Origin of the sequence: Nonomuraea sp. NPDC059194 (assembly GCF_042754765.1) — a bacterium.
Taxonomy (GTDB): domain Bacteria; phylum Actinomycetota; class Actinomycetes; order Streptosporangiales; family Streptosporangiaceae; genus Nonomuraea.
On the sequence record NZ_JBHZBH010000012.1, the window covers coordinates 106888 to 132437 of the forward strand.

23 protein-coding genes are annotated in these 25550 nt (G+C 70.5%); 19 read left to right on the forward strand and 4 right to left on the reverse strand.

Features of this window, described 5'->3' with window-relative positions; genetic code table 11:
- The first annotated feature begins 7 nt into the window (after positions 1 to 7).
- From lepB to ACFXJ8_RS17405, 8 genes are all read left to right on the forward strand, one after another.
- Entirely contained in the window at positions 8 to 577 is a 570-nt protein-coding gene (gene lepB, locus ACFXJ8_RS17370) for a signal peptidase I (RefSeq protein ID WP_379644899.1), read from the forward strand.
- Positions 578 to 607: 30 nt separating this feature from the next.
- The gene (locus ACFXJ8_RS17375; RefSeq protein ID WP_379644900.1) at positions 608 to 1270 is read left to right on the forward strand and encodes a ribonuclease HII; all 663 of its coding nucleotides are present in this window, start codon (positions 608 to 610) and stop codon (positions 1268 to 1270) included.
- An 18-nt stretch (positions 1271 to 1288) separates the two neighbouring features.
- Positions 1289 to 1612, forward strand: a complete 324-nt coding sequence (locus tag ACFXJ8_RS17380) for a DUF2469 domain-containing protein (protein ID WP_067184127.1) — start codon at positions 1289 to 1291, stop codon at positions 1610 to 1612.
- A gap of 244 nt (positions 1613 to 1856) precedes the next feature.
- The gene (locus ACFXJ8_RS17385; protein ID WP_379644901.1) at positions 1857 to 2138 is read left to right on the forward strand and encodes a hypothetical protein; all 282 of its coding nucleotides are present in this window, start codon (positions 1857 to 1859) and stop codon (positions 2136 to 2138) included.
- A gap of 409 nt (positions 2139 to 2547) precedes the next feature.
- Positions 2548 to 2901, forward strand: coding sequence for a YraN family protein (locus ACFXJ8_RS17390; RefSeq protein WP_379644902.1), 354 nt, complete (start codon positions 2548 to 2550; stop codon positions 2899 to 2901).
- On the forward strand, positions 2902 to 4620 hold the full coding sequence (locus tag ACFXJ8_RS17395; RefSeq protein ID WP_379644903.1) for a YifB family Mg chelatase-like AAA ATPase: 1719 nt from the start codon (positions 2902 to 2904) through the stop codon (positions 4618 to 4620).
- Positions 4621 to 6429: 1809 nt separating this feature from the next.
- A complete protein-coding gene (dprA, locus tag ACFXJ8_RS17400; protein ID WP_379644904.1) occupies positions 6430 to 7563 on the forward strand; it encodes a DNA-processing protein DprA in 1134 nt (377 codons plus the stop codon).
- 631 nt (positions 7564 to 8194) lie between these two features.
- Entirely contained in the window at positions 8195 to 9076 is an 882-nt protein-coding gene (locus ACFXJ8_RS17405; RefSeq protein ID WP_379644905.1) for a tyrosine recombinase XerC, read from the forward strand.
- Positions 9077 to 9951: 875 nt separating this feature from the next.
- Here the strand turns inward: ACFXJ8_RS17405 and ACFXJ8_RS17410 are convergent.
- Positions 9952 to 10848, reverse strand: coding sequence for a peptidoglycan DD-metalloendopeptidase family protein (locus tag ACFXJ8_RS17410; RefSeq protein ID WP_379644969.1), 897 nt, complete (start codon positions 10846 to 10848; stop codon positions 9952 to 9954).
- A 243-nt stretch (positions 10849 to 11091) separates the two neighbouring features.
- Here ACFXJ8_RS17410 and ACFXJ8_RS17415 point away from each other — a divergent pair, with 243 nt between their 5' ends.
- Complete coding sequence (locus tag ACFXJ8_RS17415) at positions 11092 to 12546, forward strand: CoA transferase (RefSeq protein ID WP_379644906.1); 1455 nt, start codon at positions 11092 to 11094, stop codon at positions 12544 to 12546.
- On the opposite strand, the gene ACFXJ8_RS17420 is transcribed toward ACFXJ8_RS17415, so the two are convergent.
- Complete coding sequence (locus ACFXJ8_RS17420) at positions 12530 to 13849, reverse strand: MFS transporter (RefSeq protein ID WP_379644907.1); 1320 nt, start codon at positions 13847 to 13849, stop codon at positions 12530 to 12532. The two genes, ACFXJ8_RS17415 and ACFXJ8_RS17420, sit on opposite strands and share 17 nt — an antisense overlap.
- Positions 13850 to 13909: 60 nt before the next feature.
- Here ACFXJ8_RS17420 and ACFXJ8_RS17425 point away from each other — a divergent pair, with 60 nt between their 5' ends.
- The 6 genes from ACFXJ8_RS17425 to ACFXJ8_RS17450 all read left to right on the forward strand — a co-directional run bounded on the left by ACFXJ8_RS17425 (position 13910) and on the right by ACFXJ8_RS17450 (position 19172).
- Positions 13910 to 14611 carry an ArsR/SmtB family transcription factor gene (locus ACFXJ8_RS17425; protein ID WP_379644970.1) on the forward strand — a complete coding sequence of 234 codons (702 nt, stop codon included), beginning with the start codon at positions 13910 to 13912 and terminating at the stop codon, positions 14609 to 14611.
- A 205-nt stretch (positions 14612 to 14816) separates the two neighbouring features.
- Positions 14817 to 15779, forward strand: coding sequence for a 30S ribosomal protein S2 (rpsB, locus tag ACFXJ8_RS17430; RefSeq protein ID WP_379644908.1), 963 nt, complete (start codon positions 14817 to 14819; stop codon positions 15777 to 15779).
- 131 nt (positions 15780 to 15910) lie between these two features.
- Positions 15911 to 16744 carry a translation elongation factor Ts gene (tsf, locus tag ACFXJ8_RS17435; RefSeq protein ID WP_379644909.1) on the forward strand — a complete coding sequence of 278 codons (834 nt, stop codon included), beginning with the start codon at positions 15911 to 15913 and terminating at the stop codon, positions 16742 to 16744.
- Between the two features lie 132 nt (positions 16745 to 16876).
- On the forward strand, positions 16877 to 17575 hold the full coding sequence (pyrH, locus tag ACFXJ8_RS17440) for a UMP kinase (protein ID WP_379644910.1): 699 nt from the start codon (positions 16877 to 16879) through the stop codon (positions 17573 to 17575).
- A gap of 102 nt (positions 17576 to 17677) precedes the next feature.
- A complete protein-coding gene (gene frr, locus ACFXJ8_RS17445; protein WP_379644911.1) occupies positions 17678 to 18235 on the forward strand; it encodes a ribosome recycling factor in 558 nt (185 codons plus the stop codon).
- Positions 18236 to 18347: 112 nt separating this feature from the next.
- On the forward strand, positions 18348 to 19172 hold the full coding sequence (locus ACFXJ8_RS17450) for a phosphatidate cytidylyltransferase (protein WP_379644912.1): 825 nt from the start codon (positions 18348 to 18350) through the stop codon (positions 19170 to 19172).
- Here the strand turns inward: ACFXJ8_RS17450 and ACFXJ8_RS17455 are convergent.
- Positions 19169 to 20089 carry a suppressor of fused domain protein gene (locus tag ACFXJ8_RS17455; protein ID WP_379644913.1) on the reverse strand — a complete coding sequence of 307 codons (921 nt, stop codon included), beginning with the start codon at positions 20087 to 20089 and terminating at the stop codon, positions 19169 to 19171. The genes ACFXJ8_RS17450 and ACFXJ8_RS17455 overlap by 4 nt on opposite strands.
- Before the next feature lie 110 nt (positions 20090 to 20199).
- On the opposite strand from ACFXJ8_RS17455, the gene rlmN reads away from it, so the two are divergent.
- Positions 20200 to 21309 carry a 23S rRNA (adenine(2503)-C(2))-methyltransferase RlmN gene (rlmN, locus tag ACFXJ8_RS17460; protein WP_379644914.1) on the forward strand — a complete coding sequence of 370 codons (1110 nt, stop codon included), beginning with the start codon at positions 20200 to 20202 and terminating at the stop codon, positions 21307 to 21309.
- Between the two features lies 1 nt (position 21310).
- Here rlmN and ACFXJ8_RS17465 read toward each other — a convergent pair whose 3' ends face one another.
- Positions 21311 to 22759 (reverse strand): PucR family transcriptional regulator, encoded by a 1449-nt coding sequence (locus tag ACFXJ8_RS17465; protein ID WP_379644915.1) that lies wholly within the window; start codon positions 22757 to 22759, stop codon positions 21311 to 21313.
- A gap of 133 nt (positions 22760 to 22892) precedes the next feature.
- Here ACFXJ8_RS17465 and speB point away from each other — a divergent pair, with 133 nt between their 5' ends.
- The 3 genes from speB to ACFXJ8_RS17480 are packed head-to-tail and all read left to right on the forward strand — an operon-like array spanning position 22893 to position 25538.
- Complete coding sequence (gene speB, locus ACFXJ8_RS17470) at positions 22893 to 23825, forward strand: agmatinase (protein ID WP_379644916.1); 933 nt, start codon at positions 22893 to 22895, stop codon at positions 23823 to 23825.
- Positions 23822 to 25363, forward strand: a complete 1542-nt coding sequence (locus ACFXJ8_RS17475; protein WP_379644917.1) for a purine-cytosine permease family protein — start codon at positions 23822 to 23824, stop codon at positions 25361 to 25363. The genes speB and ACFXJ8_RS17475 overlap by 4 nt, the downstream gene beginning before the upstream one ends.
- Before the next feature lie 10 nt (positions 25364 to 25373).
- Positions 25374 to 25538, forward strand: coding sequence for a hypothetical protein (locus ACFXJ8_RS17480; RefSeq protein WP_379644918.1), 165 nt, complete (start codon positions 25374 to 25376; stop codon positions 25536 to 25538).
- Positions 25539 to 25550: the final 12 nt, after the last annotated feature.

The window sequence follows — 25550 nt, forward strand, 5'->3', positions numbered from 1 at the left end:
TACCCCCATGGCAGTTGAAGAGAGCAAGAAGCGCAAAGGCGGGCTCAAGGAGACGTTCTTCCTGATCGCGCTGGGCATCGGTGTGGCGCTGCTGCTGCAGGCGTTCGTCATTCGGTCGTTCTACATCCCCTCCGAGTCGATGGAGAACACGCTCAAGGTCGGCGACAGGGTGAGCGTCAACAAGCTCCACGGCGCCAGCGAGCGCGGCGACATCGTGGTGTTCAAGGGATGGAACGGCGAGGACACCATCAAGCGGGTCATCGCCGTCGGCGGCGACAAGGTCGCCTGCTGCGACGCGAACAAGCGCATCACGGTCAACGGCATCCCGCTCGACGAGGACTACCTCTACCCCGACGACTTCCCCTCGGGCGAGAAGTTCTCCTACACGGTGCCGCAGGGCAAGCTGTGGCTCATGGGCGACCACCGCTCCGCCTCCGTCGACTCCAGGACCCACGTGCGCCAGGCCGGCGACTGGATCTCCGAGGACCAGGTGATCGGCAGGGCGTGGGCCATCTACTGGCCCTTCTCCCGCGCCACGATCCTCAGCAGGCCCGAGATCTTTGACAAGGTGCGGTGAGTCGCGGATGAGGCGTACGCTGCGTGTGTCATGTTTCGACCACGTCCTAGCGTTGTCCGGCGCGATTCCGGGCTCTACGCCTACGAGCGGGCGCTGGCGCGCAGGGGTCTGACCCCGATCGCCGGAGTCGACGAGGCGGGCAGGGGCGCCTGCGCCGGACCCCTGGTGGTGGCGGCCGTCGTGCTCAGGCGCGAGATCGCGGGGCTGGCCGACTCCAAACTGCTGACTCCCGAGGTCAGGTCGGCGCTCTACGCCAAGATCATGGCCTCGGCCGAGGTCGGCGTGGTCGTGATCCCCCCGGCCGAGATCGACACGCGCGGGCTGCACAAGTGCAACGTCACGGGAATGCGGCGGGCGGTGGCGCGGTTGCCGTTCGTCCCCGGATACATCCTTACCGACGGCTTCCCCGTCCCTGGGCTGCCCGCGCCGTCGCTGGCCGTGTGGAAGGGGGACCAGGTCGCGGCCTGCGTGGCGGCCGCGTCCATCGTGGCGAAGGTGACACGCGACAGGATGATGACGGAGCTGTCCTCGGACTTTCCCGAGTACGGCTTCGCGGAGCACAAGGGGTATGTGACTCCGGCCCACCGGCGGGCGTTGCGCACGCACGGGCCGTGCTCGCACCATCGCTTCTCCTTCGTGACGGTGTCACGGACCTTCGTGGGGGAGAATGGAGTGGGGGCAGGAGTTGCCTGATCAGGCTGGAGGACCGGGATGAGCGCAGAGGATCTCGAGAAGTACGAAACCGAGATGGAGCTGCAGCTTTACCGCGAATACCGTGATGTGGTCGGGCTGTTCACGTATGTCGTCGAGACCGAGCGCCGGTTCTATCTGACGAACTCGGTGGATCTCGACGTGCGGACGGCGGAGAACGGGGACGTGTTCTTCGACGTGAAGATGCAGGATGCTTGGGTTTGGGATATGTACCGGCCGGCGCGGTTTGTTAAGAATGTGCGAGTGGTGACGTTCAAGGACGTCAACGTCGAAGAACTGGCCAAGCCGGACCTGGAGATGCCGAAGGAGGGCTTCTCGGGGTAGGGGCCGACCGGCCGTACCCTCACCAGAACGCCTGCCGGTTCGACATCAGGCGATTCCGATCAGGGCGGGTGCGCGTCTCTCCTTGCGCCCGGTCAGAGAAGGCGCACGCCCTGGTCGCGCCGGGTCGGGGGTTCTCAGGCGACGATGGAGATGAGCCTGGCGTCGACGGGCTTCAACACCGAGTCGACCAAGACGGCGGGGCTGAGCGACACGCTGTCCTGGCGGCACGCCCGGTATGACGTGGATGCGCGCCTGGCCCGGCGGGGCTGAGCGACACGCTGTCCTGGCAGCTCGCCCGGTAGGACGTGGACGCGCGCCAGGCCTCGGCGAGCGCCGGGCCGGGGTCCTGGCCACCACCGGCTGCCTCCGCCTCGACACCCGCCTCTGCGCCTCCCGCGACGCGCTGCTGACGAGCCTCGCCTCCGCCCTGCCACCGATGAACCCGGTCGGCTACAAGCGCACCCTGGCCACGGTGAACGCGATCCAGGAACCGGAAACCGCCGCCGAGCGCTGCTCGCAGAACTGATCAGGTCGGCCCAGCGGCCAACGCGCTCGCCCGCGGTGAACGCGGGCTGATCAGGTCGGCCCAGCGGCCGCCGCGCTCCGCCCGGGGTGAACGCGGCCCGCGACCTGCGCCTGCGCCGCGAGGCCAGCCCTAATCTCACCTGGCGCGTCGTTGCTCCCGGATACCTGGCGCGGACGTCTATCCCTGGGATGCCTCGATACCAGCCGTTCCTCTTCGCCATGACGTTGGGGTCCGCCCCGAGTCGCCTCCAGGCACCCATCGCCGCCGGACTCCCCGATCCCTAGTCCATCGCCGGCGCTCCCCGGTTATCCACAGCTGCTCAACCCCCACCTCCCCCTATCCACAGAACCCCGTTCGCCCCCCTCCACCCCACCACCGCTCCGGAAGGGTCAGCCCCGGAGGTGGTCCCATGTCATCCAAAGACGAGCTGGGCAAACAAGGCGAGCAGGTCGCCGTCGACTACCTGTGTGCCGAGGGCATGCAGATCCTCGACCGAAACTGGCGCTGCCGCCACGGCGAGATCGACGTCATAGCGGAAGACGGCGCGCACCTCGTCGTCGTAGAAGTCAAAACCAGATCAGGCCGCAGCCACGGCACCGCGCTCGAAGCCGTACGCCCCGCCAAACTGGCCCGCCTGCGCAGGCTCGCCGCCAGGTGGCTCGCCGCCCAGCCCCGCCGCTTCGACACCGTCCGCGTCGACGTCATCGCGCTGGAGCGGATCGGCGACGACTTCGCGCTGCGCCACGTGCGGGGGGCGATCTAGATGGCAGTCGCACGCACCCACAGCGTCGCCCTCATCGGCGTCGCAGGTCGCAGTGTCGAGGTGGAAGCCGACGTCGGCAGCGGACTGGCCGGCATCCACCTCATCGGCCTGCCCGACACCGCCCTCAGCGAGGCCCGTGACCGCGTCCGTTCGGCCATGGTCAACAGCCACTACCCCTGGCCCGACGCCCGCATCACCGTGAGCCTCTTCCCCGCCAGCCTGCCCAAGCGCGGCAGCCAGTTCGACCTGGCCATCGCCATCGCCATCCTGGGCGCGGCGGGCGCCGTACCAGCCGATCGCATCGCCGAGCCGTTCTTCCTGGGTGAGCTGGGCCTCGACGGCAGGCTCCGGTCCGTCCGCGGGATCCTCCCCTCGGTGCTCGGCGCAGCCCGCAGTGGCGGCACGACGGTCGTGGTCCCCGCCGCGAACGCCGCCGAAGCCGCCCTCGTCCCCGACGTCACCGTGGTCCCCATCACCGACCTGCGCCAGCTCGTGGAATGGCTGCGTCGAGGCGACGCCCCACCTCGCTACGTCCCACCCGCGGAGTCAGGCTCAGAGGGTACGGCCGCGGCATTCCCCATTTCCGCGTTCAGAGAATCCGCAGACGTGCCCCATGGCGATTCCTCAAGCCAGGGCACCGACGCCGCACCCGACCATGGCAGGACAGCATCCGGCCGCCCGACGATCGACGGCACGATCATCCCGTTCAGGCACGCCACAGGCACGGCCTCGGCCGGTCCGCTCATGGCGCCCGACCACGGGATAGACCTCTCCGACGTCGTTGGTCAGCCGCTGGGCCGCCGTGCCCTCGAAGTAGCCGCCGCCGGGGGCCACAACCTGTGGATGGTCGGCCCGCCAGGCACCGGCAAGACGCTCCTCGCCGAACGTCTGCCCACCCTCCTGCCCGATCTCGAGATCGACCATGCCCTGGAAGTCACCGCGATCCACTCGATCGCCGGTGTCCTTCCACCCGACAGCCCAATGATCGACCGCCCGCCGTTCGTGAACCCTCACCACACCGCCAGCATCGCCTCCGTCGTCGGCGGCGGTAGCAACGTGGTCCGCCCCGGCGCCGTCTCCCTGGCCCACCGAGGCGCCTTGTTCCTCGATGAGGCCCCCGAGTTTCCGCGGCACGTTCTCGACTCCCTACGCCAACCCCTCGAAGCCGGAAGAGTGACCGTGTCGCGCTCGGTCGGCACCGTTACGTTTCCCGCGAAGTTCATGCTGGTGTTGTCCGCCAATCCGTGCCCATGCGCCCAACCAGCCGGCGCGGGCGAGTCCTGCCGCTGCTCGCCTGCCGTACGGCGCCGCTACCTCGGCAGGCTGTCAGGCCCCCTCCTCGACCGCATCGACATGAAGGTGACCGTGGCCCGCTCCAGTCGCCGCGAGCTCATGGCCGACCGCCAGTTCGTCGAGACCAGCAAGGTCGTCGCCGAACGCGTCAAGCTCGCCCGCGAACGCGCCACAAAACGCCTGGCCGACACCCCCTGGCGAACGAACGCCGAGATCCCCGCAGCGGTCCTCCACGCCGTCTACCGCCCGTCCGACGAGGCCATGCGCCCGATGATGGCGTGCCTCGACTCCGGCTCGCTCAGCGCCCGCGGCCTCGACCGCGTCGTACGCGTCGCCTGGACGATCGCCGACCTCGCCGGAAAAGACCGCCCAGAAGCGGATGAAACCTCCGCCGCCCTCGCCATGTGGCTAGGCGTCGGCACCTGATGCTGGAGCACCCGCCGACACCCACGCCCCTCTGTTTGGCCGGCCGTCATGCCCGCCCACGCCCGTAGAAGAGCGAACGCTTCACACCACAGACGCTTCACCACCCGCCAACGGCGACCGCATTACGCACAGGCGCTCCACCACTGCGCCAACGGTGACCGCCTCACGGTGCCCCCCATCACATCGATAGGAGCAAACGACATGATCAGCCCCAGGCCATCGACCTGGGATGGCCTGGAGCCATCACCCCCGACCACCACGCCAGCCGAGGAGGCACCAACCACGCCAGTCCCCACACCCGCCGCCCAACAGCCGCCGAGCCCATCCCCCCTCGCGCCATCCGAGCCCGCGCCCCCGAGCCCCGCGCAGCCGGCGTCCGCGCCCCCGAGCCCCGCGCGGTCGGCATCCACGCCTTCGCGCCCCGCGCGGTCGGAATCCGCGCCTTCGCGTCCCGCGCGGTCGGCGTCCGCGCCTTCGCGTCCCGCGCGGTCGGCCTTCGTCCCATCCAGTCCTGCGCCATCGCCCCGCACGCAGTCTCCCCTCCCGCCCTTTGGACCTGCGTCATCGCATCCCGCCCAGCCGCCCCTAACCCCAGCCACCCCACCGAACCCCACCCCACCGAACCCCACCCCACCGAACCCCACCCCACCGAATCCGGCCTCGCCGCCCCTGACCCGGCCCACCCGGCCGAACCCCACCCCATCGAATCCGGCCTCGCCGGCCCTGGCCCGGCCCACCCGACCGAACCCCACCCCATCGAATCCCGCCCGCCCGCCCCTGACCCGGCCAACTTCACCGAATCCCGCCCCGCCAGCCTCGACGCTGCCCACCCCGCCGAATCCCGCCCCGCCGCCTCTGACCCCGCCCACTTCACGGAATCCAGCCCCGCCGCCCTCGACACCGCCCACTCGACCGAATCCCGCATCCCCGACACCCACACCACCGACTTCTGCGCTACCGAGCATCGACTCGTGGGCTCCAACACCCGACTACCTCCCGTCGGGCACCGGCACCACTCCATGCGTTCCGCCGCGCCCTGAAGCCGACGCGACGGCGTGCCACTCGCCTAAGGCGCCCGAGCGAGATGCCCCCTCGTCTGCCCCTGAGCCCAGGCCGGTCACCATCGCACCCTCCGTCGAGCATGGAAGTCCACCGGTTGCCGCTTCCGCCCCGCCTCCGCGCCAGCCCGGGTGGGTGCCGCATCCACGGAAAGCCGAGACGGCGCCTGCCACACTCGCCGCACCCCCGTTCGGGGAGCATTCATGCCCAGCCCCTTCGCCACAGGGGGAGATGGCCAGGGTGACGCCCGCCGGACCCGTCGCACCTGCGCCTGGTGATCGCTCATGCCCAGCCCCTCCAGCAACGGAAGAGGCCAGGGTGACGCCCGCCGGACCCGTCGCACCTGCGCCTGGTGATCGCTCATGCCCAGCCCCTCCAGCAACGGAAGAGGCCGGGGTGACGCCAACCGTTCCCGTCGCATCTGCGCCTGGCGATCGCTCGTGCCCAACTCCTTCGGCTCCGGAGGAGAGGGCAGGGGCGATGCCTGCCGTACCCGGCGCACTCCCGTTCGGGGATCACTCGTGCCTCACCCCTCTGGCACCTGACGAGGGAACCCCAGCGATGCCTGCCGTACCCGCTGCCTCCCCTTCCGGCGATCACTCTTGCCCGACCCCTCCAGTAGCGGAGGACGAGGCGGAGGCCGTCCCATCGCCAGCCGTTTCCGGTCCATCGTCGAGTTCCCAGCACACCTACCCGCAGGCTGCGGCCACCGCCGATGATCGTCAGGAGAGCCTGGCAAGAGCCGCGCTCATGCGTGCCGCGGACGTCGGCGATGCCGTGATGGGTCGTCTCGTACGCTCGCAAGGCCCCATCGCGGCGGTCGAGGCCATCCGTAGAGGCGCGCTGCCCGAAGGCTTCGTCGCCAGGGAGAACGTCCCGGAGCACGGTCCGAGCCGCATCGCCGAACTGCATCGCCGCTTTCAGGCCTGGCACGCTCGACTGGAGATCGCCGACCCCGCCGCGGACCTTGAGACCGGATATCGTGCCGGGGCGCGCCTGGTCATCCCGGGTGCGGCCGAGTGGCCCACCCAGCTTGACGCGCTCGGCCACAGCAGCCCGCTCGCCCTGTGGGTGCACGGCTCGGCTGACCTGCGCTTCTCCTGCCTGCGTTCCGTGGGTGTGGTCGGAGCGCGGGCCGCCACCGCGTACGGGGTCCACATCGCGGCAGAGTTCGGTGTCGCGCTCAGCGAAGCCGGATGGACCGTCGTCTCGGGCGGCGCGTACGGCATCGACGGAGCCGCCCACCGCGGCGCACTCGTCGGTGACGCTCCGACCATCGCCGTTCTCGCCTGCGGTACCGACGTCTGCTACCCGAGCGGCCACCACGAGCTGTTCGCGGCGATCAGGGAGAACGGCGCGGTGGTGAGCGAATGCCCGCCCGGCGTGCACCCGACGAGGGCTCGCTTCCTCATCCGCAACCGCCTGATCGCCGCGCTGTCCAGGGGAACGCTCGTCATCGAGGCGGCCGTGCGCAGCGGCGCGCTCAACACGGCGGGACACGCCGTCTCCCTTGGCAGGCATGTGGCCGCGGTGCCAGGCCCGATCACCTCAGAAATGTCCATGGGCTGCCACAAGCTGATCCGCGACCGTAACGCCGTCTGCGTCACCACACCCGAGGAAATGATCGAGCTGGTCGGGTTGATCGGCGACGACATCGCTGTGGCGGCACGCGGGCCCGCCGTACCCCGTGACTCGCTGAGCGAGGCCACCCGCCACGTCCTCGACGCCGTCCCCGCCCGCGGCGGCGCTGGACCCGCCTCGATCGCGGTCGCCGCGGGCGTGGACCTGCAAACCGCCCTGAGCTGCCTCGGCGGCCTCGCCGCAGCGGGTTATGTGGAGCGCGTTCCTAAGGGCTGGAGACTCCGCAGAAACCAGCCAGGATGACCGTTCACCGCGGGTCGCCGGAGCAACCCGGCGACGTCGACAGCCGTTCTGCCCATGAGATGGTGCTCATGGGCGGCACCGCGTGAGAGCTGCCAGCGGGCCAGGGGCCGACGGCGAAGCCTCGGAAGCCCACGACCTCCAGGACGTGGCCTGAAGACGGCTTTCTCGGGAGAGCTAGGTGCACGGCTGAAACGCGCGCGGTCAGATAGCCGGCGTCGGGACGTCGAGGGCAGACATCGGGGCGGACCGGAGGCTGCGCCGAGCGAAGGGCACAGGCGGCCGGGCACCTAACGAGACAGGCGACCCGGAGGCTACGCTGCCTGCTCAGGGAACCCGGAGGCTACACCGCCTGTGCTCTAGGGACACAGGCGGGCGGGCACCTAAGAGGACAGACGAACTGGAGGCTGCGCCGAGCGCCCAAAGGGCACAACCGGCAGGGCGCCTGAGAGGGCGGGCGACCCGGAGGCGGCACCGGGTGCCTTAAGGCACAGGCGGGCGGGCACCTAACAGGCAGGCGACCCCGGCATTGGCATCCCGGTCCGTTCGGCCAGGGTCCCGAGGCGGCGCCGGGGCCTAAGGGCACAGGAAGCCGGGGCATCTAAGAGGGCACACGTGACGGAGGGGTGGCGTGATGGACGGCGACGAGGTGCTGGCGGACTTCGAGAAGCACCTGCGGTTCGAGCGGGACCTGTCGCCCCACACCGTTCGCGCCTACCTCTCCGACGTGGCCGCCCTGCTCGCACACCTGGACGAGGGAATGGCCGCGCTCGATACGGCGGCGTTGCGCGAGTGGCTGGTCGAGCAGCACGCGGCAGGGCTGTCGCGGGCGACCCTGGCACGGCGTACGGCATGCGTGCGCACGTTCACGGCCTTCGCGCATCGCCGGGGATGGTTGCCCGATGATCCGGGACTGCTCTTGGGCAGCGCGAAAGCGGCGCGGTCACTGCCCACCGTGCTTGACCAGCAGCAGGCGCAGGCGGTGCTGGACGCGCCGCAGGCGAGCGAGCCCAAGGAACTGCGGGATCAGGCGGTCCTGGAGCTGCTGTACGCGACCGGCGTCAGAGTGAGCGAGCTGTGCGCGCTGGACGTCGACGACGTTGACCGGGACCGGAACGTCATCCGCGTGCTGGGCAAGGGGCGTAAGGAGCGGTCGGTGCCGTTCGGGCTGCCTGCTCTTCGGGCCGTCGATCGGTGGTGCGTGCATGGACGTCCACGCTGGATCAGGGAGGGGACCGGGCCCGGGCTGTTCCTCGGGGTACGCGGTGGGCGGTTGGACGCGGGAACCGTACGCCGGATCGTCCATGCGCGGCTGGGGAACGTCGAAGGGACCCCGGACATGGGGCCGCACGGGCTGCGGCACACCGCGGCGACGCACCTTCTGGAGGGCGGGGCTGATCTGCGGAGCGTTCAGGAGATGCTGGGACATGCCTCCTTGAACACGACCCAGATCTACACCCACGTGTCGATCGAGCGACTCCGGGCGGCATATCGGCAGGCTCACCCACGGGCTTGATTCGATGCGGGTGAGCGGTCCGGGATTCGGGTGCTGGCTTCCTGGGGCCGAGTTCGCGGCGTTGGGACATCAGCGGAGAGGCGAGTCGTTGGCGTGGGTCCCGTCGGACGTGCGGATACGGGCGAGGGCCCTCACGTTGGCCGTCAAATGGCCGCGTCACCAGGCGGGGCCTCATACGCCAGCGGGTCTTGTCGGGCGCGTCAGGCGGCGAGATCGTGGTTGATCCTGCGCCGTCATCTGTCTGGTGTGGGGCCGCCGGTCCAGAGACCGGGCCATGCTCAGGTAGACGGCATGCTTGTGGGCGGCTCCGGGCATGGGGCGGTGGTGGATGAGCGCACGGTCGATGAGGTCCGGCAGGCCGCAGCCAAGCTTGGGTACGCCAAGGTGTCACCGAGCACGAGGTGCGTACGTGCGGTGAGCTTGGGCTACGGCAGGCCGCCGCCGAGCTTGTGCTGCCGCCGAGTTTGAGCGGCCGTGGGTCGCAGCGAGCTTGGGATGCGACGGGCGGCTGCTGAGCGTGGGGGCGGCGGATGACTGCTGACCTTGGGATGCGGCAGGCCGTCCAAGCTTGAGACCCGCCACGCACTCGATGCGGTGAGCTTGGGGTGCGGCAGGCCGTCGGAGCTTGAGATCCCGCCGAGCACGCGATGCGGTGGGCTGCCAGCGAGTTTTGGGTCCGGCTGGCGGCTGCCGAGCTTGAGATGCGGTGGGTCGCCGGCGAGCTCGGGGTGCGGCAGGCCGTCCGAGCTTGAGATCCCGCCGAGCACGCGATGCGGTGGGCTGCCAGCGGGCTTTGGGTCCGGCTGGCGGCTGCCGAGCTTGGGGTGCGGCGGTCGGCTCCGAGCTTGGGGCGCGGCGGCCGTGGAGGCGCGGGGTCACGTTGGTGCCGTCGGCCAGTGGGGGAGGAGGCGGATGGGCCCCCAGCCGAGGAGGAGTAGGGGATCCAGGTAGCGGAAGTCGCGGCGGAGGCCCCAGTGGAGACAGGACGCGGTGCAATGCCATGAGGTGGATTCGAGGACGCCGATTCTGTCGCCGGTGGCGACCGTCTGGCCGCGCCGGACCGAGGCCTGTACGGGGAGGTAGGTCGTTCGGAGGCCTCCTGGGTGTTGGATGCTGACCACCCCGCGACCGGCTATGGCGCCTGCGAAGGTGACCGTGCCTGGGCCTGCGGCGAGGATCGTTGTGCCGGGTGGGGCGGCGAGGTCGATGCCGCGATGGCCGGCGCGCCAGGGTTCGGGTGGCGGGTTGAAGCGGCGGATGACCACCGGTTGGCCGTCGAGAGGCCAGCGCCAGGTGGGTGGGGCGGCCGTTGTGGGTGAGCGCGTCACGAGGGGAGCGGCACCGGTAGGCGTTGGCGTCCGGAGTTGGTTGGTGGTCGCGGGTGACGGTGTCGGGTGCGGGCTGGCTGGTGGTGAGCGCGTCACGAGGGGAGCGGCACGGGTGGGCGTTGGCGTCCGGAGTTGGTTGGTGGTCGCGGGTGACGGTGTCGGGTGCGGGCTGGCTGGTGGTGAGCGCGTCCCGAGGGGAGCGGCACGGGTGGGCGTTGGCGTCCGGAGTTGGTTGGTGGTCGCGGGTGACGGTGTCGGGTGCGGGCTGGCTGGTGGTGAGGGCGTCTGAGGTCTGGCGACAGCTGGAGGGGAGCCTTGGGTGGTGCTTGTGGGTGGGGGCGTGGGGAGCAGGGCGGTGGCCGGAGGGGGAGGCGATAGCAGCAGGGCGGTGAGGGCGAGGGTGGCCAGGACCGCTTTGCGGTGGCGTGATGGCAGGCGTGGCATCTGGGGAGTGGCCGGATGGGCGGCGGTGTAGGGGGGAAGGCGGAGCACGCGAGTAACTGTCGCGGGTGGATGAGGGGGCAGGCGTTGGTGAACGCGGTTCTGTGGAAATCGGAGAGTGGTCGGCTGGCTGGTTGTGGAAGCCGATCCTGGCGGCGTAGGAGCCGGGGTTCCCCTACGGAATGCGGTGGTGAAGATGCTCTCTGAGGGGCGGGTGATGGGTCGTTTGGCCGGAGAGGTGGTCGGGTGATCGGGGCGCGGGTCGAAGAGCTGGTTCGTGGTCTCGGGGAGCAGGTGGGTGTCGGGCTGCCGAGGCTGCGTGTCACCGATGACGGTTCGCGGCTGCCGTCGCCGTACCCGGTCGAGGTGGCCGCGGCCGTGTCCGTGGGAGCCGCGACCGCCGCGGCGGCGGGCGTGTGTGGCGCCGATGCCGAGGTCGATGTGCGGGAGGCGCTTGCCGCGTTCCTGGACGAGCGGCTTTTCACCATCGACGGGAAGATGAGTGACCTGTGGTCGCCGCTCTCGGGGGACTACCGGACCGCCGACGGGTGGGTCAGGCTGCACTGCAACTTCGATCATCATCGCGATGCCGTGTTCGAGGCGCTCGGGACAGAGGAGATCCGGCTGGCGTGTGCGAGCCGTACCTCGCTGGAGATCGAAAGGGTCGTGACGGCGGCGGGAGGGTGCGCGGCGGCGTTGAGGACGCCGGAGGGGTGGCGGCGGGACCCCCGGGCGCGGGCGGTCGCGGGGTTGCCGCTGGTGCGGGTGACCAGGGTGGGTGACGGGCCGGCGCGGAGCGGGGAGGCGCCGAGGGTGCTGGACCTCACCAGGGTGATCGCGGGGCCCGTGGCGGCCAGGACGATGGCGGCTTACGGGGCGGATGTCCTCAAGGTGGGTACGCCGGGGCTGCCCGAGGTCGACGGGCTGGTGATCAGTACGGCGTTCGGCAAGCGTTCGTGCCATCTCGACCCGGACGGTGAGGCGTTCGCGCGGCTGGGCGAGGAGGCCGACGTGGTGGTGAGGGCGGTCAGGCCGGGTGCGCTGGGTGTGGTCGACGAGCTGGCGCGGAGGGTTCGGGGGCTGGTGGTGGTGGACATCACCGCGTATGGGGCCGAGGGAGGGCGGGGGTTCGACAGTCTGGTGCAGATGGCGACGGGGCTGGCGTGGGGTGATCCGCCGCGGCCGTTGCCGGCGCAGGTGCTCGACCATGCGACGGGGTACCTGGCGGCGTTCGGGGCCATGGCGGCGCTGATGCGGAGGCGACAGGAAGGCGGCTCGTGGCGGGTGGAGCTGAGCCTGGCCAGGACCGCGCAGTGGCTGGCCGAGCTGCGCCTGGACGGGACGCCGGAGGCTGAGGCCCGGACGGGCGAGGGCGGCAGGACGGCGAGGGCACAGGCGGGCGAGGGCCGCAGGACAGGCGGGGTCCAGGCGGGCGAGAAAGAGGCGGGCGAGGACGGGAGGACAGGCGGGGTCCAGGCGGGCGAGAAGGAGGCGGGCGAGGGCGGGAAGACGGGTGAGGGCGGGAGGCCGGACGCGAAGGGGCTTGATGTCTCGGGTCTCATAGGGGAGATGGACAGCGCGTTCGGCAGGCTCGGGTATGTGCTGCCGCCTGGGCGGATCGATGGGCGGCGGCCGGCGTGGGGGACGGCGCCGCCGCGCCAGGGGGAGCACGCTCCCGAGTGGCTCACGCGCCCGTCCTGATCTTGACGAGGGAGAACTCCTTCAGGGCGGCCGTCAGCACCGGATCGGGGTCGAGCGACGGCCGCGGGCGCCGGCGCGGACGCAGGGGTGAGCGCCAGATCCAGATCCCGGCGAGGACGGTCCCGCAGGCACAGATCAGGATGACCGCCCGCAGGCCGACCACCTCGGCGAGCAGGCCGCCCGTGAGGCCGCCGAGGGCGAGGACGCCCTGGATGGCGAACGTCATGGTCGCGTTGACGCGTCCCGTCACCTCGACCGGCGCCTCGCGCATGGAGACGACGTTCATGCAGGTGGCGAAGCACGTGACGAGCATCCCGATGAGCAGCGAGGACGCGGCCATGATGGAGATCTTGACCCAGAGCGGGCCGCCGACCAGGCCGACCGTCAGGATGTCGACGGGGAAGAGCAGGATTGTGTAGGCCATCAGCCTGCTCTCGCCGAAGCGCCTGGCGAGCCTGGTGGTCGCCCACGCGCCGATGATCCCGCCGACGCCGGTGATCGCGGTGAGCGCGCCGATCATGCCCTGGGGAATCCGCAGGACGTGCAGCATGTAGAGGATGGCGATGGCGATGTAGGCCATGGCGAAGAAGTTCAGCGTGATGCCGGCGCCGAGGATGGCGCGCAGCACGGGGTTGGTGACGCTGATGCGCAGGCCCTCGACGACGTCGCGCCACATGCCGCGCGACTCACCGGGCTCATGGTGCTCGGGGGTGCGGATGGAGCGCAGCATCAGCGCCGAGGCCAGGAACGACACCCCTTCCGTCAGTACGGCCAGCGGCGCCGTCAGCACCTGGACCAGCAGTCCGGCCAGGCCCGGACCGGCGATGGACGCCACGGAGTAGGAGGCCTGGAAGCCCGCCATGGCCTCGGTCCGCTGCGCGGCGGGGACGACCACGGCCAGGTGCGTGAAGTTCGCGGCCTTGAACACGACGCCCGCCGTACCGATGACGAGGGCGACGGCGATCAGCAGCGGCACGGTCAGCATGCCGGTGAACCAGGCGAGGGGCACCGTGAACGCGGCGCACGCGGCGACCAGCTCGCAGGCGATCATCAACGGGCGGTGCCGCCTGAGGCGGTCGGCGAGCGCGCCCGCGTGCAGGCCGAACAGCAGCACGGGCACGGAGGCCATCGCGGTCAGGACGCCCATCTGCGCCGGTGAGGCGGACAGCAGGGTGACCGCGGTGAGGGGGACGGCCAGCCTGGAGACCTCCGAGCCGGTGATGGAGATCGTCCTGGCGGTCCACAGCAGGCGGTAGTCGCGTTGCCTGCGGAGGGGAAGGGAGTTCTGAAGGGTTTGCTTCACAACTATGAAAGTAACCCTTCAGACTTGTGAAGGCAACCCTTCAGGTATCGTCGTCGTGTGATGGAGGATGACCGCCCGCCGCTCAGCGACCCCAAGGCGATGCGCGCTCTGGCGCATCCGGCCAGGTTGTCGATGCTCAACGAGCTGATCATGCGAAGGGCCGCGACCGCGACCACGCTCGCCGAGGTCGTCGGCGTCTCGCCGAGCGCGGCCAGCTACCACCTGCGCATGCTGGAGAAATACGGGTTCGTGCGGGACGCGCCCGGCAGCGGCGACGGCAGGGAGCGGATGTGGGCCGTCGTGCCCGGCGGCGTCACTCTCGGCTACGAGTCCGGCGACGAGCACGGCATCCGCGAGGCCAAGAGGCTGCTGGTCGACTCGCTCTGGGCCGACAAGGACAACGAGGCCAGGCGGTCCCTGGAGGCGATGTCCGACGAGCCGGAGGAGTGGCGCGAGGCGACGCTCTTCAACCGCACCCACCTGTTGATCACCGCCGCGGAGATGAAGGAGCTGAGCGAGCGGATCATGGAGATCGTTCGCCCTTACTCCACCTCCAGCAGGGCCGACGCGCCGGACGACGCCCGGTATGCCGAGATGCACCTGTCGCTCTTCCCGCGTGCCGCCCGCCCCGCGCCGGGCCTGCCGACGGAGGACCACGGCGCCGCCCGCGCCGCGAGCGGTCCGCCGACCGACGCGCCGGGCCTGCCGACTGCGGCGCCGGGTGTGCCGACCGAGACAGGCGAGGATCACGACGCCGGTTGACGTGCGGCGTCAGCCGGAGCGGTCAGGTCGGGCCTCCCTGCAAGGTATGCTTTTCGGTGGCCTGTCAGCGACAGGCCGACTTCGCATGCCCCGTCGTGAACCGTTCCTTCGGTCCGGGCGAGAGTCCGGCAGGAGCGGGTGCGAGGCATCAGGGCGGCAGGCCGTACGGCTGCCGCGCACAACCGAGAAACTGGAGGACCAGCACATGGCCCCCGTCGTCACCATGCGACAGCTCCTCGAGAGCGGCGTTCACTTCGGCCACCAGACCCGCCGGTGGAACCCGAAGATGAAGCGCTTCATCTTCACCGAGCGCAACGGCATCTACATCATCGACCTGCAGAAGTCGCTGGCGTTCATCGACCGCGCCTACGACTTCGTCAAGGAGACGGTCGCCCACGGCGGCACGATCCTGTTCATCGGCACGAAGAAGCAGGCCCAGGAGGCCATCGCCGAGCAGGCCGGCCGCGTCGGCATGCCGTACGTCAACCAGCGCTGGCTGGGTGGCATGCTCACCAACTTCTCCACCGTGCACAAGAGGCTCCAGCGTCTGAAGGAGCTCGAGGAGCTCGACTTCGACAACGTGGCCGCCTCGGGGCTCACCAAGAAGGAGCTCCTCATGCGCCGCCGCGAGAAGGAGAAGCTCGAGCGCACGCTCGGCGGCATCCGTGACATGGGCCGCGTGCCCAGCGCGGTGTGGATCGTCGACACCAAGAAGGAGCACATCGCGATCTCCGAGGCCAAGAAGCTCGGCATCCCGGTCGTCGCGATCCTCGACACCAACTGCGACCCCGACGAGGTCGACTACCCGATCCCCGGCAACGACGACGCCATCCGCGCCGTCGGCCTGCTGACCAGGGTCGTCGCCGACGGTGTCGCCGCCGGTCTCATGGCCCGCTCCGGCGCCGCCCGCGGTGACGAGAAGCCCGCCGCCGCCGAGCCGCTGGCCGAGTGGGAGCGCGAGCTCATCGAGCAGGGCGCCGGCGAGCAGAAGGTCGAGGAGGCCGAGGTCGCCGAGGTCGCCGCCGAGGACAACGCCGAGGTCGCCGCCGAGGCTGTGGCCGAGGACAACGCCGAGGTCGCCGCCGAGGCCGAGGCCGCTCCCGCCGAGGCTCAGGCCGGTGTCGAGGGCGAGACCGTGCAGGCCGAGGGCGAGACCGAGCAGGCCTAGGGCTTGCGCAGGTACGGCTCGCGTCGCGCTTTCACAGACGCGGGCCGTACCGCACGCCGGTGGTCGCACCGGCACTGAGGCTTTCCGGGTCCACACCCGATCCACGACGACATCCCACGAGGAAAAAGCACATGGCTTCCGTGAACATGGCCGACGTCAAGCGGCTTCGCGAGCTGACCGCCGCCGGCATGATGGACTGCAAGAAGGCGCTTGAGGAGTCCGAGGGCGACTTCGACCGCGCCGTCGAGATCCTGCGCCTCAAGGGCGCCAAGGACGTCGGCAAGCGCGAGGCGCGCACCGCCTCCAACGGTCTGGTCGCGCTCAAGCAGGACGGCGACTCCGCCGCCGCGCTGCTCGAGCTCAACTGCGAGACCGACTTCGTCGCCAAGGGTGAGCGCTTCCAGGAGCTGGCCGCCCAGGTCGTCGAGCACATCCTGGCCACCAAGCCGGCTGACGTCGACACCCTGCTCGCCTCCAGCTTCGACGGCAAGACCGTCAAGGAGCACCTCGACGAGGCCAACGCCGCGCTGGGCGAGAAGATCGAGATCCGCCGGTTCGGCGTGCTGGAGGGCGGCTACGTCGGCGCCTACATGCACAAGACCGACCCGCAGCTCCCGCCGGCCGTCGGTGTGCTCGTCCAGCTCGACAAGCCCAACGCCGAGGTCGCCAAGGACATCGCGCAGCACGCCGCCGCGATGGCGCCGAAGTACCTCAACGCCGAGGCCGTTCCCGCCGAGGTCGTCGAGAAGGAGCGCGCGCTCTTCGAGGAGATGACCCGCGAGGAGGGCAAGCCCGAGGCCGCGATCGCCAAGATCGTCGAGGGTCGCGTCAACGGCTGGTACAAGGACTTCACCCTGCTGCAGCAGGCCTTCGTGAAGGACAACAAGAAGACGATCGCCAAGTACGCCGAGGAGAACGGCGTCGAGGTCCTCGCCTTCGTCCGCTACAAGGTCGGCCAGGCTTAGTCTCGAGGTGGGAGGCGGGCCACCGGCTCCCACCTCGACGACAGCTTTACCAGAACCACCATCGAGGAGGCCGCCGCCGTGCAGGAGAACCAGGAGCCCGTCACGTCGGCGGCTTCGTCGTACAAGAGAGTCATGCTGAAACTGTCCGGCGAGGCGTTCGCCGGCGGTGAGCCGATGGGCATCGACCCGGGCGTGGTCGGCCACGTCGCCGACTCGATCGCCGAGGCCGTCCGCGAGGGCGTGCAGGTGGCGGTCGTGGTGGGCGGCGGCAACATGTTCCGCGGCGCCACCCTGTCCGCGGGCGGCCTCGACCGCGGCCGAGGCGACTACATGGGCATGCTGGGCACGGTCATCAACTGCCTGGCGCTCCAGGACTTCCTTGAGAAGCGCGGCATCGAGACCCGCGTCCAGACCGCCATCACCATGCAGCAGGTGGCCGAGCCGTTCCTGCCGCGCCGCGCCATCAGGCACCTGGAGAAGGGGCGCGTGGTCATCTTCGGCGCCGGGCTCGGAATCCCCTACTTCTCCACCGACACCTGCGCCGCCCAGCGCGCGCTGGAGGTCGGCGCGGAGGCGCTGCTCAAGGGCACTCAGGTGGACGGGGTCTACGACTCCGACCCGCGCAAGAACCCCGACGCGGTCCGTTTCGACCACCTCGACTACGCGGAGGTTCTCGTACGCGACCTCGCCGTCATGGACCAGACCGCGATCAGCCTGTGCAAGGAGAACGATCTGCCCATCGTGGTCTTCGACCTAATGGGCGAGGGCAACATCCTGCGCGCGGTGCGCGGTGAGAAGATCGGCACGCTGGTGAGTCCGGCAGGGAAATAGGGAGCGAGCCTGACGAAGCTCGCGAAACGGTGCCTGGCGCAGAAGGATGGGGTACCGCGGAGCGAGCCAGGAAGGTGAGCGACCAATAGACAGGGAGCCGCTGTGATCGACGAAACTCTCCTCGAAGCCGAGGAAAAGATGGACAAGGCCGTTTCGGTCGCGAAGGAGGACTTCGCGGCCATCAGGACCGGTCGGGTCACCCCGTCGATGTTCAACAAGATCAACGCCGAGTACTACGGTTCGCCGACCCCGATCCAGCAGCTGGCCTCGTTCCATGTTCCCGAGGCCCGCATGGTCATCATCCAGCCTTTCGACAGGGGCTCGATGGCCGCGATCGAGAAGGCGATCCGCGACTCCGACCTCGGTGTCAACCCCAGCAATGACGGCCAGGTGATCAGGGTGGCCTTCCCCGAGCTGTCGGAGGAGCGCCGCAAGGAGTACGTCAAGGTCGCGCGCAACAAGGGCGAGCACGCCAAGGTCTCCATCCGCAACATCCGCCGCTCCGCCAAGGAGACCCTTGACAAGATGATCAAGGATGGCGACGCCGGTGAGGACGAGGTCCGCCGCGCCGAGAAGGAGCTCGACGACCTGACCCAGAAGCACGTCGCCAAGATCGACGAGCTGCTCAAGCAGAAGGAAGCGGAGTTGCTCGAGGTCTGAGTGGTCGCATCCGCACGGCCCTCGCGTCACGCGGGGGCCGTGGCTGTATCAAGCGAAGCGTGCGCATCAGACGGCTCGGGCGCGGTCTGACCGCTGAGTTGGAGAGTCTGTGGTGGAAGAACGCACGCCGGCAAGCCGTACCGGCAGGAACCTGCCGGCCGCGATCGCGGTCGGCGTCGGTCTGGGCGCCCTGGTCCTCATCTCCCTGCTGACGATCAAGGAGATTTTCCTCCTGGTGGTCGTGGCCGCCGTGGGAGTGGGGGTGGCGGAGGTCGTCCACGCGCTGGGCACCCGCGACATCAGGGTGCCGCTGATCCCGGTGCTCGTGGCGACGGCCGCGATGCAGGCGGGCGCGTACTGGGGCGGAGCCTCGTGGCTGCTCGGCACGTTCGTCGTGGCGGTGTTCGGGCTGCTGCTGTGGCGCATGTTCGACGGCCCGCAGGACGGCTACGTCCGTGACGCCACGGCGTCGGTGTTCGCGCTGGCCTATCCACCGCTGCTGGCCGGGTTCGTGGCGCTGCTGCTCGCCGAGCCTGGCGACGGCCACTACCGGGTGCTGATCTTCATCGCGGTGACGGTGAGCAGCGACATCGGCGGCTACTTCGCCGGCGTGCTGTTCGGCAGGCACAAGATGTCGATCATCAGCCCGAAGAAGACCTGGGAGGGCTTCGCCGGATCGGTGATCGCCTGCACGGCGGTCGGCGCCTGGCTGGTGGCCTGGCTGATGGGCGGCCAGCTGTGGCAGGGCGCGCTGATCGGCGTGCTGGCGGCCGTCATGGCGACCCTGGGCGACCTGGTCGAGTCGATGATCAAGCGGGATCTCGGCATCAAGGACATGGGGTCGGTGCTGCCGGGACACGGCGGGTTGATGGACCGGCTCGACTCCCTGGTGGCGACGCTGATCCCGGTGTGGCTGCTGCTGTCGCTGTTCTTCTAGTCACGGCTGGTCCACGCTTCGAGCCACAGCCAGCGGACGGCCTCGCCGCCGAACCCGAACCCCGACAGGTCGGGCTTGCCGGGGGCGTCGGCCAGCATGATCACCCCGTCGTACTGGGCGCCGAGCGGGAACGTCGACGGCTCGTGGTACCACGTGGCGGTGTGTCCGTGGCCCAGCCATGTCACCGAGTGCCACGGATACTGCGCCAGCCACACCAGCAGCAGCGCCGCCTCGCGCGGGTCGCCGTGCGTGGCGACGGCCAGCTCGATCCTGGCGTAGGCGCGGGGCCTGTCGATCCACTGCTCGACCGTGGGCATGCGCTGGCAGCTCATGCCGACGGTCGACAGCACCGTGAAGTCCCTGTCCCCGTACGGCGGGCGCTCGCTGATCCCGACCGTCGGCAGCCGCCCGCCGCCGGCGTCCCAGTAGCGCCCCGAAGGGCCGAGGGTCCGGTCGAGATGACCCATGACGAACTGCTGGAAGGAAGTCCACGAGCCTTCGCTGTGGCGCCACTGCCAGTAGGCGCGCGCGTGGGAGATCCGCGGCTGCAGTCCTTCGAGCGCCTCGGGCAGCGCCCAGGCGAACGGCGTCTCGCCGACGGCGTCGCGGGCGTAGCCCGGCATGCCCCTGCTCATGTCCGCCCAGCCAGGAATGACCGCGAGGAGCTCGTCGTTCTCATACAGGGCGACCCCGTCGCCCTCCTCGAACCATAAGGTGGTCAGCTGGCCGAGCGCGTGCCGTCCCCCGGGATGGCGGGTGTTCGGCCGTGGCATGAGCGGCGGCGCGCCCGCGTTCAGCCTGGCCAGATCGACGACCTCGGGGGCGGGTGTGTGGTTGGCCAGCCAGACGGCTCCGTGCACCTCGCCGCCGGGAGAGCACAGGTAAGCTACCGACGCGGCTTCGTCGCGTTCGACCACCAGAGTGCGGCTCCCGTAAGGGTTCCCATCGGTGAGGACGACCTCGGTTTGCCCCTCGCCAGACGATCGGTGTATCGCCACATCTGGACTTTAGATCAAAGAGAGGGCTCATGACCGCCGAGAAGACCGAGCGCCCGTTGCTGCAGTTCACGGCGCCGCGCCGGGCCAAGCCCGCAAGGCATCTGGCGGACCTGACGATGCCCGAGCGCCGCGCGGCCGTCGCCGAGCTCGGTGAGAAGCCCTTCCGCGCCGACCAGCTCTCGCGCCACTACTTCTCCCACCTGACCACCGACGTCGCGGCGATGACCGACCTGCCGGCCGCCGCCCGCGAGAAGCTGTCGGTGCTGCTGCCCCCGCTGCTGACCTCCGTGCGCGAGCTGACCACCGACGCGGGCACCACCCGCAAGACGCTGTGGCGGCTGTTCGACGGCGCGCTGGTCGAGTCGGTGCTGATGCGCTACCCCGACAGGGCCACGATGTGCGTGTCCTCGCAGGCGGGATGCGGCATGAACTGCCCGTTCTGCGCCACCGGGCAGGCGGGGCTGACCCGCAACATGTCCACCGCCGAGATCGTCGAGCAGGTGGTGTCGGGGGCGCGGGCGCTGGCCGCGGGCGAGGTTCCCGGCGGTCCTGGCCGGGTCAACAATGTCGTCTTCATGGGCATGGGCGAGCCGCTGGCCAACTACAAGGCCGTGATCGGCGCGGTCCGCCGCCTGGTCGAGCCCGCGCCGGACGGGCTCGGCATCTCCGCGCGCGGCGTCACGGTCTCCACGGTCGGCCTCGTGCCCGCGATCAACAAGCTCGCCGACGAGGGGCTGCCCGTCACGCTCGCGCTGTCGCTGCACGCGCCCGACGACGAGCTGCGCGACAGCCTGGTGCCGATCAACACCAGGTGGAAGGTGCACGAGGTGCTCGACGCCGCGTGGGCGTACGCGGCCAAGACCAAGCGGCGGGTGTCGATCGAGTACGCGCTGATCAAGGACATCAACGACCAGGAGTGGCGGGCGGACCTGCTCGGCAAGCTGGTGAAGCACAAGCTGGTGCACGTCAACCTGATCCCGCTCAACCCGACGCCGGGCTCGAAGTGGACGGCGTCGCGTCCGGAGGACGAGCGGGCGTTCGTGCGCCGCCTGGAGTTCCACGGGGTGCCGGTGACCGTCCGCGACACTCGCGGCCGCGAAATCGACGGCGCCTGCGGCCAGCTCGCGGCAGCTGAGTGAGTCAGGCCTCCAGGCCGAGGCGGCGGGCGGCGCGGATGGCCAGCCATACCTCCGCGAAGGCCGCGCTGGACGACAGGTCGCGGCCCGTCAGCTCGGCGAAGCGCCGCAGCCGGTAGGCGAGCGTGTTCGGGTGGACGTGGAGCGCCGCCGCCGCGTCCTCGGTGCGCCGGTCGCGCTCCATCCACGTGCGCGCCGACGTCAGCAGCCGCGAGCCGTGCGCGGCGTCGTAGGCGATCACCTGGCCCAGTACGTGATCCACCAGCGCGGTCAGCACCCACGGGTCGTCCTGCAGCCACCTGCCGGTCGTGTCGTCGCCGTAGTGGACCAGCGCCCTGCCCGACTCGGCGGCGCTGGAGGCCGCCCACACCGCTTCCCGTTGCGCCACCCGCATCGGCTCGCCGGGTGGGAAGGGCGTGGACACGCCCGCCGCCACGCCAGGGATCTCGGCGACTGCCGTACCGAGGGCGGGGGAGCCGAGCACGTAGCGGTCGTCGCCTCTGCGCAGCATCAGGTGCGGCGCGTCGTCGAGGGCGCGGCGCAGCGCCTCGTCGGTCACCTGGCGGACCGCGAACAACGCGATGGGCGCCTCCAGCCCCATCCTGGCCAGCCGCCGTCGCGCCGTGGCCGGGTCGAGCACGTCCTGCAGCAGCTCCGACAGCGTCTCGGCGCCCTCGCGGCGCAGCGTCTCCCGCTCGTGCCTGACCATGGCCACCTGGAGCGCGGCGACGGTGGCGATGTGCTGGACGACGGCCAGCCCCGCGGGCCTGGCGCCCTCGCGCTCGAAGGCGACCAGGAATCCGGCGGGCCCGCCGGGCGACGGCACCGGCAGGACGAACCCGCCGGGGATGGTCGGCGGCGCGTCGGGCGCTGAGGGCAGCACGTCGAGCGAGGGCACCGGCACGCCGGGCAGCAGCGGCCGTCCCTGTGGCGTGCAGAGGAAGACCTCGTAGCCGCTCAGCCGTTCGAGCCGCCTGAACAGCGTGGCGTGGTCGAGGTCCTCGGCGGCCAGCCACCGCAGCGCCCCGAACACCTGGAGCTGCGCGCCGAGCCGTTGCCTGGCGTCCTCCTGGACGGCCGCCGCCACTTCCTGTGCGATCGCGATGAACGGCACGGCCAGCGGCACCTCCAGGACCGGCATGCCGCGCTCCTCGGCCGCCACGAAGAACGCGTCGTGCAGGGGCGGCATATGGAGCTGCGCCGACAGTGCCAGCGCGGACACTCCGGCGTCGTCGAGCCGTTCGAGGTAGGCGCGCTGCTTGGCGGCGGTGCGCGGCACGCCGAGGCCCGTCGTCATGATCACCTCGGCGCCGAGCAGCCACGGCGTCGGATCGTCGAGCTCGCTGACGTGCGCCCACGAGACCGACCGCGTCAGCCCGGCCGCACCGGCGAGCAGGCGCAGTTGCAGGGCGGGGGAGCGGAGAAGATCCTCCACCGACACCTTTGTGGCCACCCACAAAGCCTACGCACAACTTCGTGACCAGCACAATTGCCCCTTCCGGGGGGCGCCGCGCAGACTCGTGCGAACAGCCGGCCACCGCCACGAGAAGCAGAGAACACGAGAAACACGAGAAAGGGGACAGGCCATGCCCAGGGGGCCCGTCGACTCCTCCAGGATCCCGCGCTTCGCCGGGTTCGCCACCTTCGCCCGCCTGCCCCGCCTCGACGAGGTCGAGCACGCCGACGTCGCGGTCGTGGGCGTGCCGTTCGACAGCGGCGTGTCCTACCGGCCCGGCGCCCGCTTCGGCCCCGCCGCCGTCAGGGAGGCCTCGCGGCTGCTGCGGCCGTACCACCCGGGTCTGGACGTCTCGCCGTTCGAGCAGCTGCAGGTCGCCGACGCGGGCGACATCGCCTGCAACCCGTTCAACATCGGCGAGGCGGTGGAGACCATCCAGCACGCCGCCGCCTCCCTCGACAGCAGGCTCGTCACGATCGGCGGCGACCACACGATCGCGCTGCCGCTGCTGCGCGCCGCCGCCGACAAGCACGGCCCGGTGGCGCTGCTGCACTTCGACGCGCACCTGGACACCTGGGACACCTACTTCGGCGCGGAGTACACCCACGGCACGCCGTTCCGCAGGGCGGTCGAGGAGGGTCTGCTCGACACCGAGGCGCTCAGCCACGTCGGCATCCGCGGCCCCCTGTACGGCAAGCGCGACCTGGACGAGGACCGCAGGCTGGGCTTCGGCATCGTCACCGCCGCCGACGTGCTGCGCCGCGGCCTCGACGAGGTCATCGACGCGCTGCGCCAGCGCATCGGCGACCGCCCGCTCTACGTCTCCGTCGACATCGACGTCCTCGACCCCGCCCACGCCCCCGGCACCGGCACCCCCGAGGCGGGCGGCCTGACCAGCCGCGAGCTGCTGGAGATCCTGCGCGGCCTGGCGGGCGCGAACCTCATCGGCGCCGACGTGGTCGAGGTGGCCCCCGCCTACGACCACGCCGAGATCACCTCCGTCGCCGCCTCCCACGTCGCCTACGACCTGATCAGCCTGCTGGCGCTGAAGGAGAAGCCATGAGCCGCGGGGAAAGCCTGACCGAGATCGAGACCTACGGCGTCGACCGCATCCCCGACGCCGACCGCTCCGCCCGCCCGCTCGACCTGTTCAGGCTCGCCTTCGGCGGTGCGAACACCTTCGCCACCTGCGTGCTCGGCGCCTTCCCCATCCTGTTCGGCCTGTCGTTCTGGCAGGGGCTGGCCGCCACCGTGCTCGGCCTGGTGGTGGGCGCGCTGATCCTGGCCCCGCTGTCGCTGTTCGGCCCGCTCAACGGCACCAACAACGCCGTCTCCTCCTCGGCGCACCTGGGCGTCCACGGCCGGATCGTCGGCTCGTTCCTGTCGCTGCTGACCGCGATCGCCTTCTTCTCCATCTCCGTGTGGTCCTCGGGCGACGCGCTGGTCGGCGGCGCGCACCGCCTGGTCGGCCTGCCGGAGAGCGCGCCCGCATACGGCGTGGCCTACGCGCTGTTCGCGAGCCTGGTGCTGATCGTCTGCGTGTACGGCTTCCGCTTCATGCTGTTCGTGAACAAGATCGCCGTCGTGGCCGCGTCGCTGCTGTTCGTCCTGGGCGTCTTCGCCTTCGCCGGAGACTTCGACCCCTCCTACGCAGGCACGATCGCTCCCGGCGACCCGCTGTTCTGGCCGTCGTTCATCGGCGCGGCGCTGATCGTGCTGTCCAACCCGGTGTCGTTCGGCGCCTTCCTCGGCGACTGGTCGCGCTACATCCCCGCCCAGACGCCGCGCTCGCGGGTGATGGCCGCCGCGTTCCTGTCGCAGATCGCCACCATCCTGCCGTTCTTCTTCGGCCTGGCCACCGCGTCTGTCATCGCGGTGAAGGCGCAGCAGTACGTCGACCCGGCCGCGCCCAACTACGTCGGCGGCCTGCTGGCCATCTCGCCCGCCTGGTACTTCGTGCCGGTCTGCCTCATCGCGCTGGTCGGCGGCATGTCCACCGGCACCACCGCCCTGTACGGCACCGGCCTCGACTTCTCCAGCGTCTTCCCCCGCTTCTCCCGCGTCCAGGCCACGGTGTTCATCGGCACCCTGTCGATCGTCTTCATCTTCGTCGGCCGCTTCGCCGCCAACCTCACCCAGAGCATCTCGACCTTCGCCACGCTCATCATCACCTGCACGGCTCCGTGGATGGTCATCATGATGCTCGGCTACGTTACCCGCCGCGGCTGGTACGACGCCGAGGCGCTGCAGGTCTTCAACCGCCGCCAGCGGGGTGGCCGCTACTGGTTCACCCACGGCTGGAACTGGCGCGGCCTGACCGCGTGGCTGGTCTCGGCGGCGCTGGCCATCCTGTTCGTCAACCTGCCGGGTCAGTTCGTCGGCCCGCTCGGCTACCTGGCGGGAGGGGTGGACATCTCGCTGCCGCTCGGCCTCTCGGTCGCCGCCGTGCTCTACCTCGCCCTGCTGTTCGCCTTCCCCGAGCCGCGCGAGGTGTACGGCCCGGCGGGCCCGCGCCTGGTCGGCTCGACCGACACGCCCGTCCCGCCGATCGTCTCCGCCGATGGCGCGATGCTCGAGACCGAGGAGACGCTCGTCGGCTAGCGTGGCGAGCATGTCGCTCGACATCCGGCCGATCTGCCCTGAAGACCGCGACCTGGTCCTGCGCGTGCTCACGATCGACGCGCTGATCCCCGGCGAGGGCGCGGCGACGGCGATCCCCGCCGCCGCCGACGGCATTCCGATCACTCACGAACTGGAGCTCGCCCTCACGCCCTGACGCCCGTCCCGC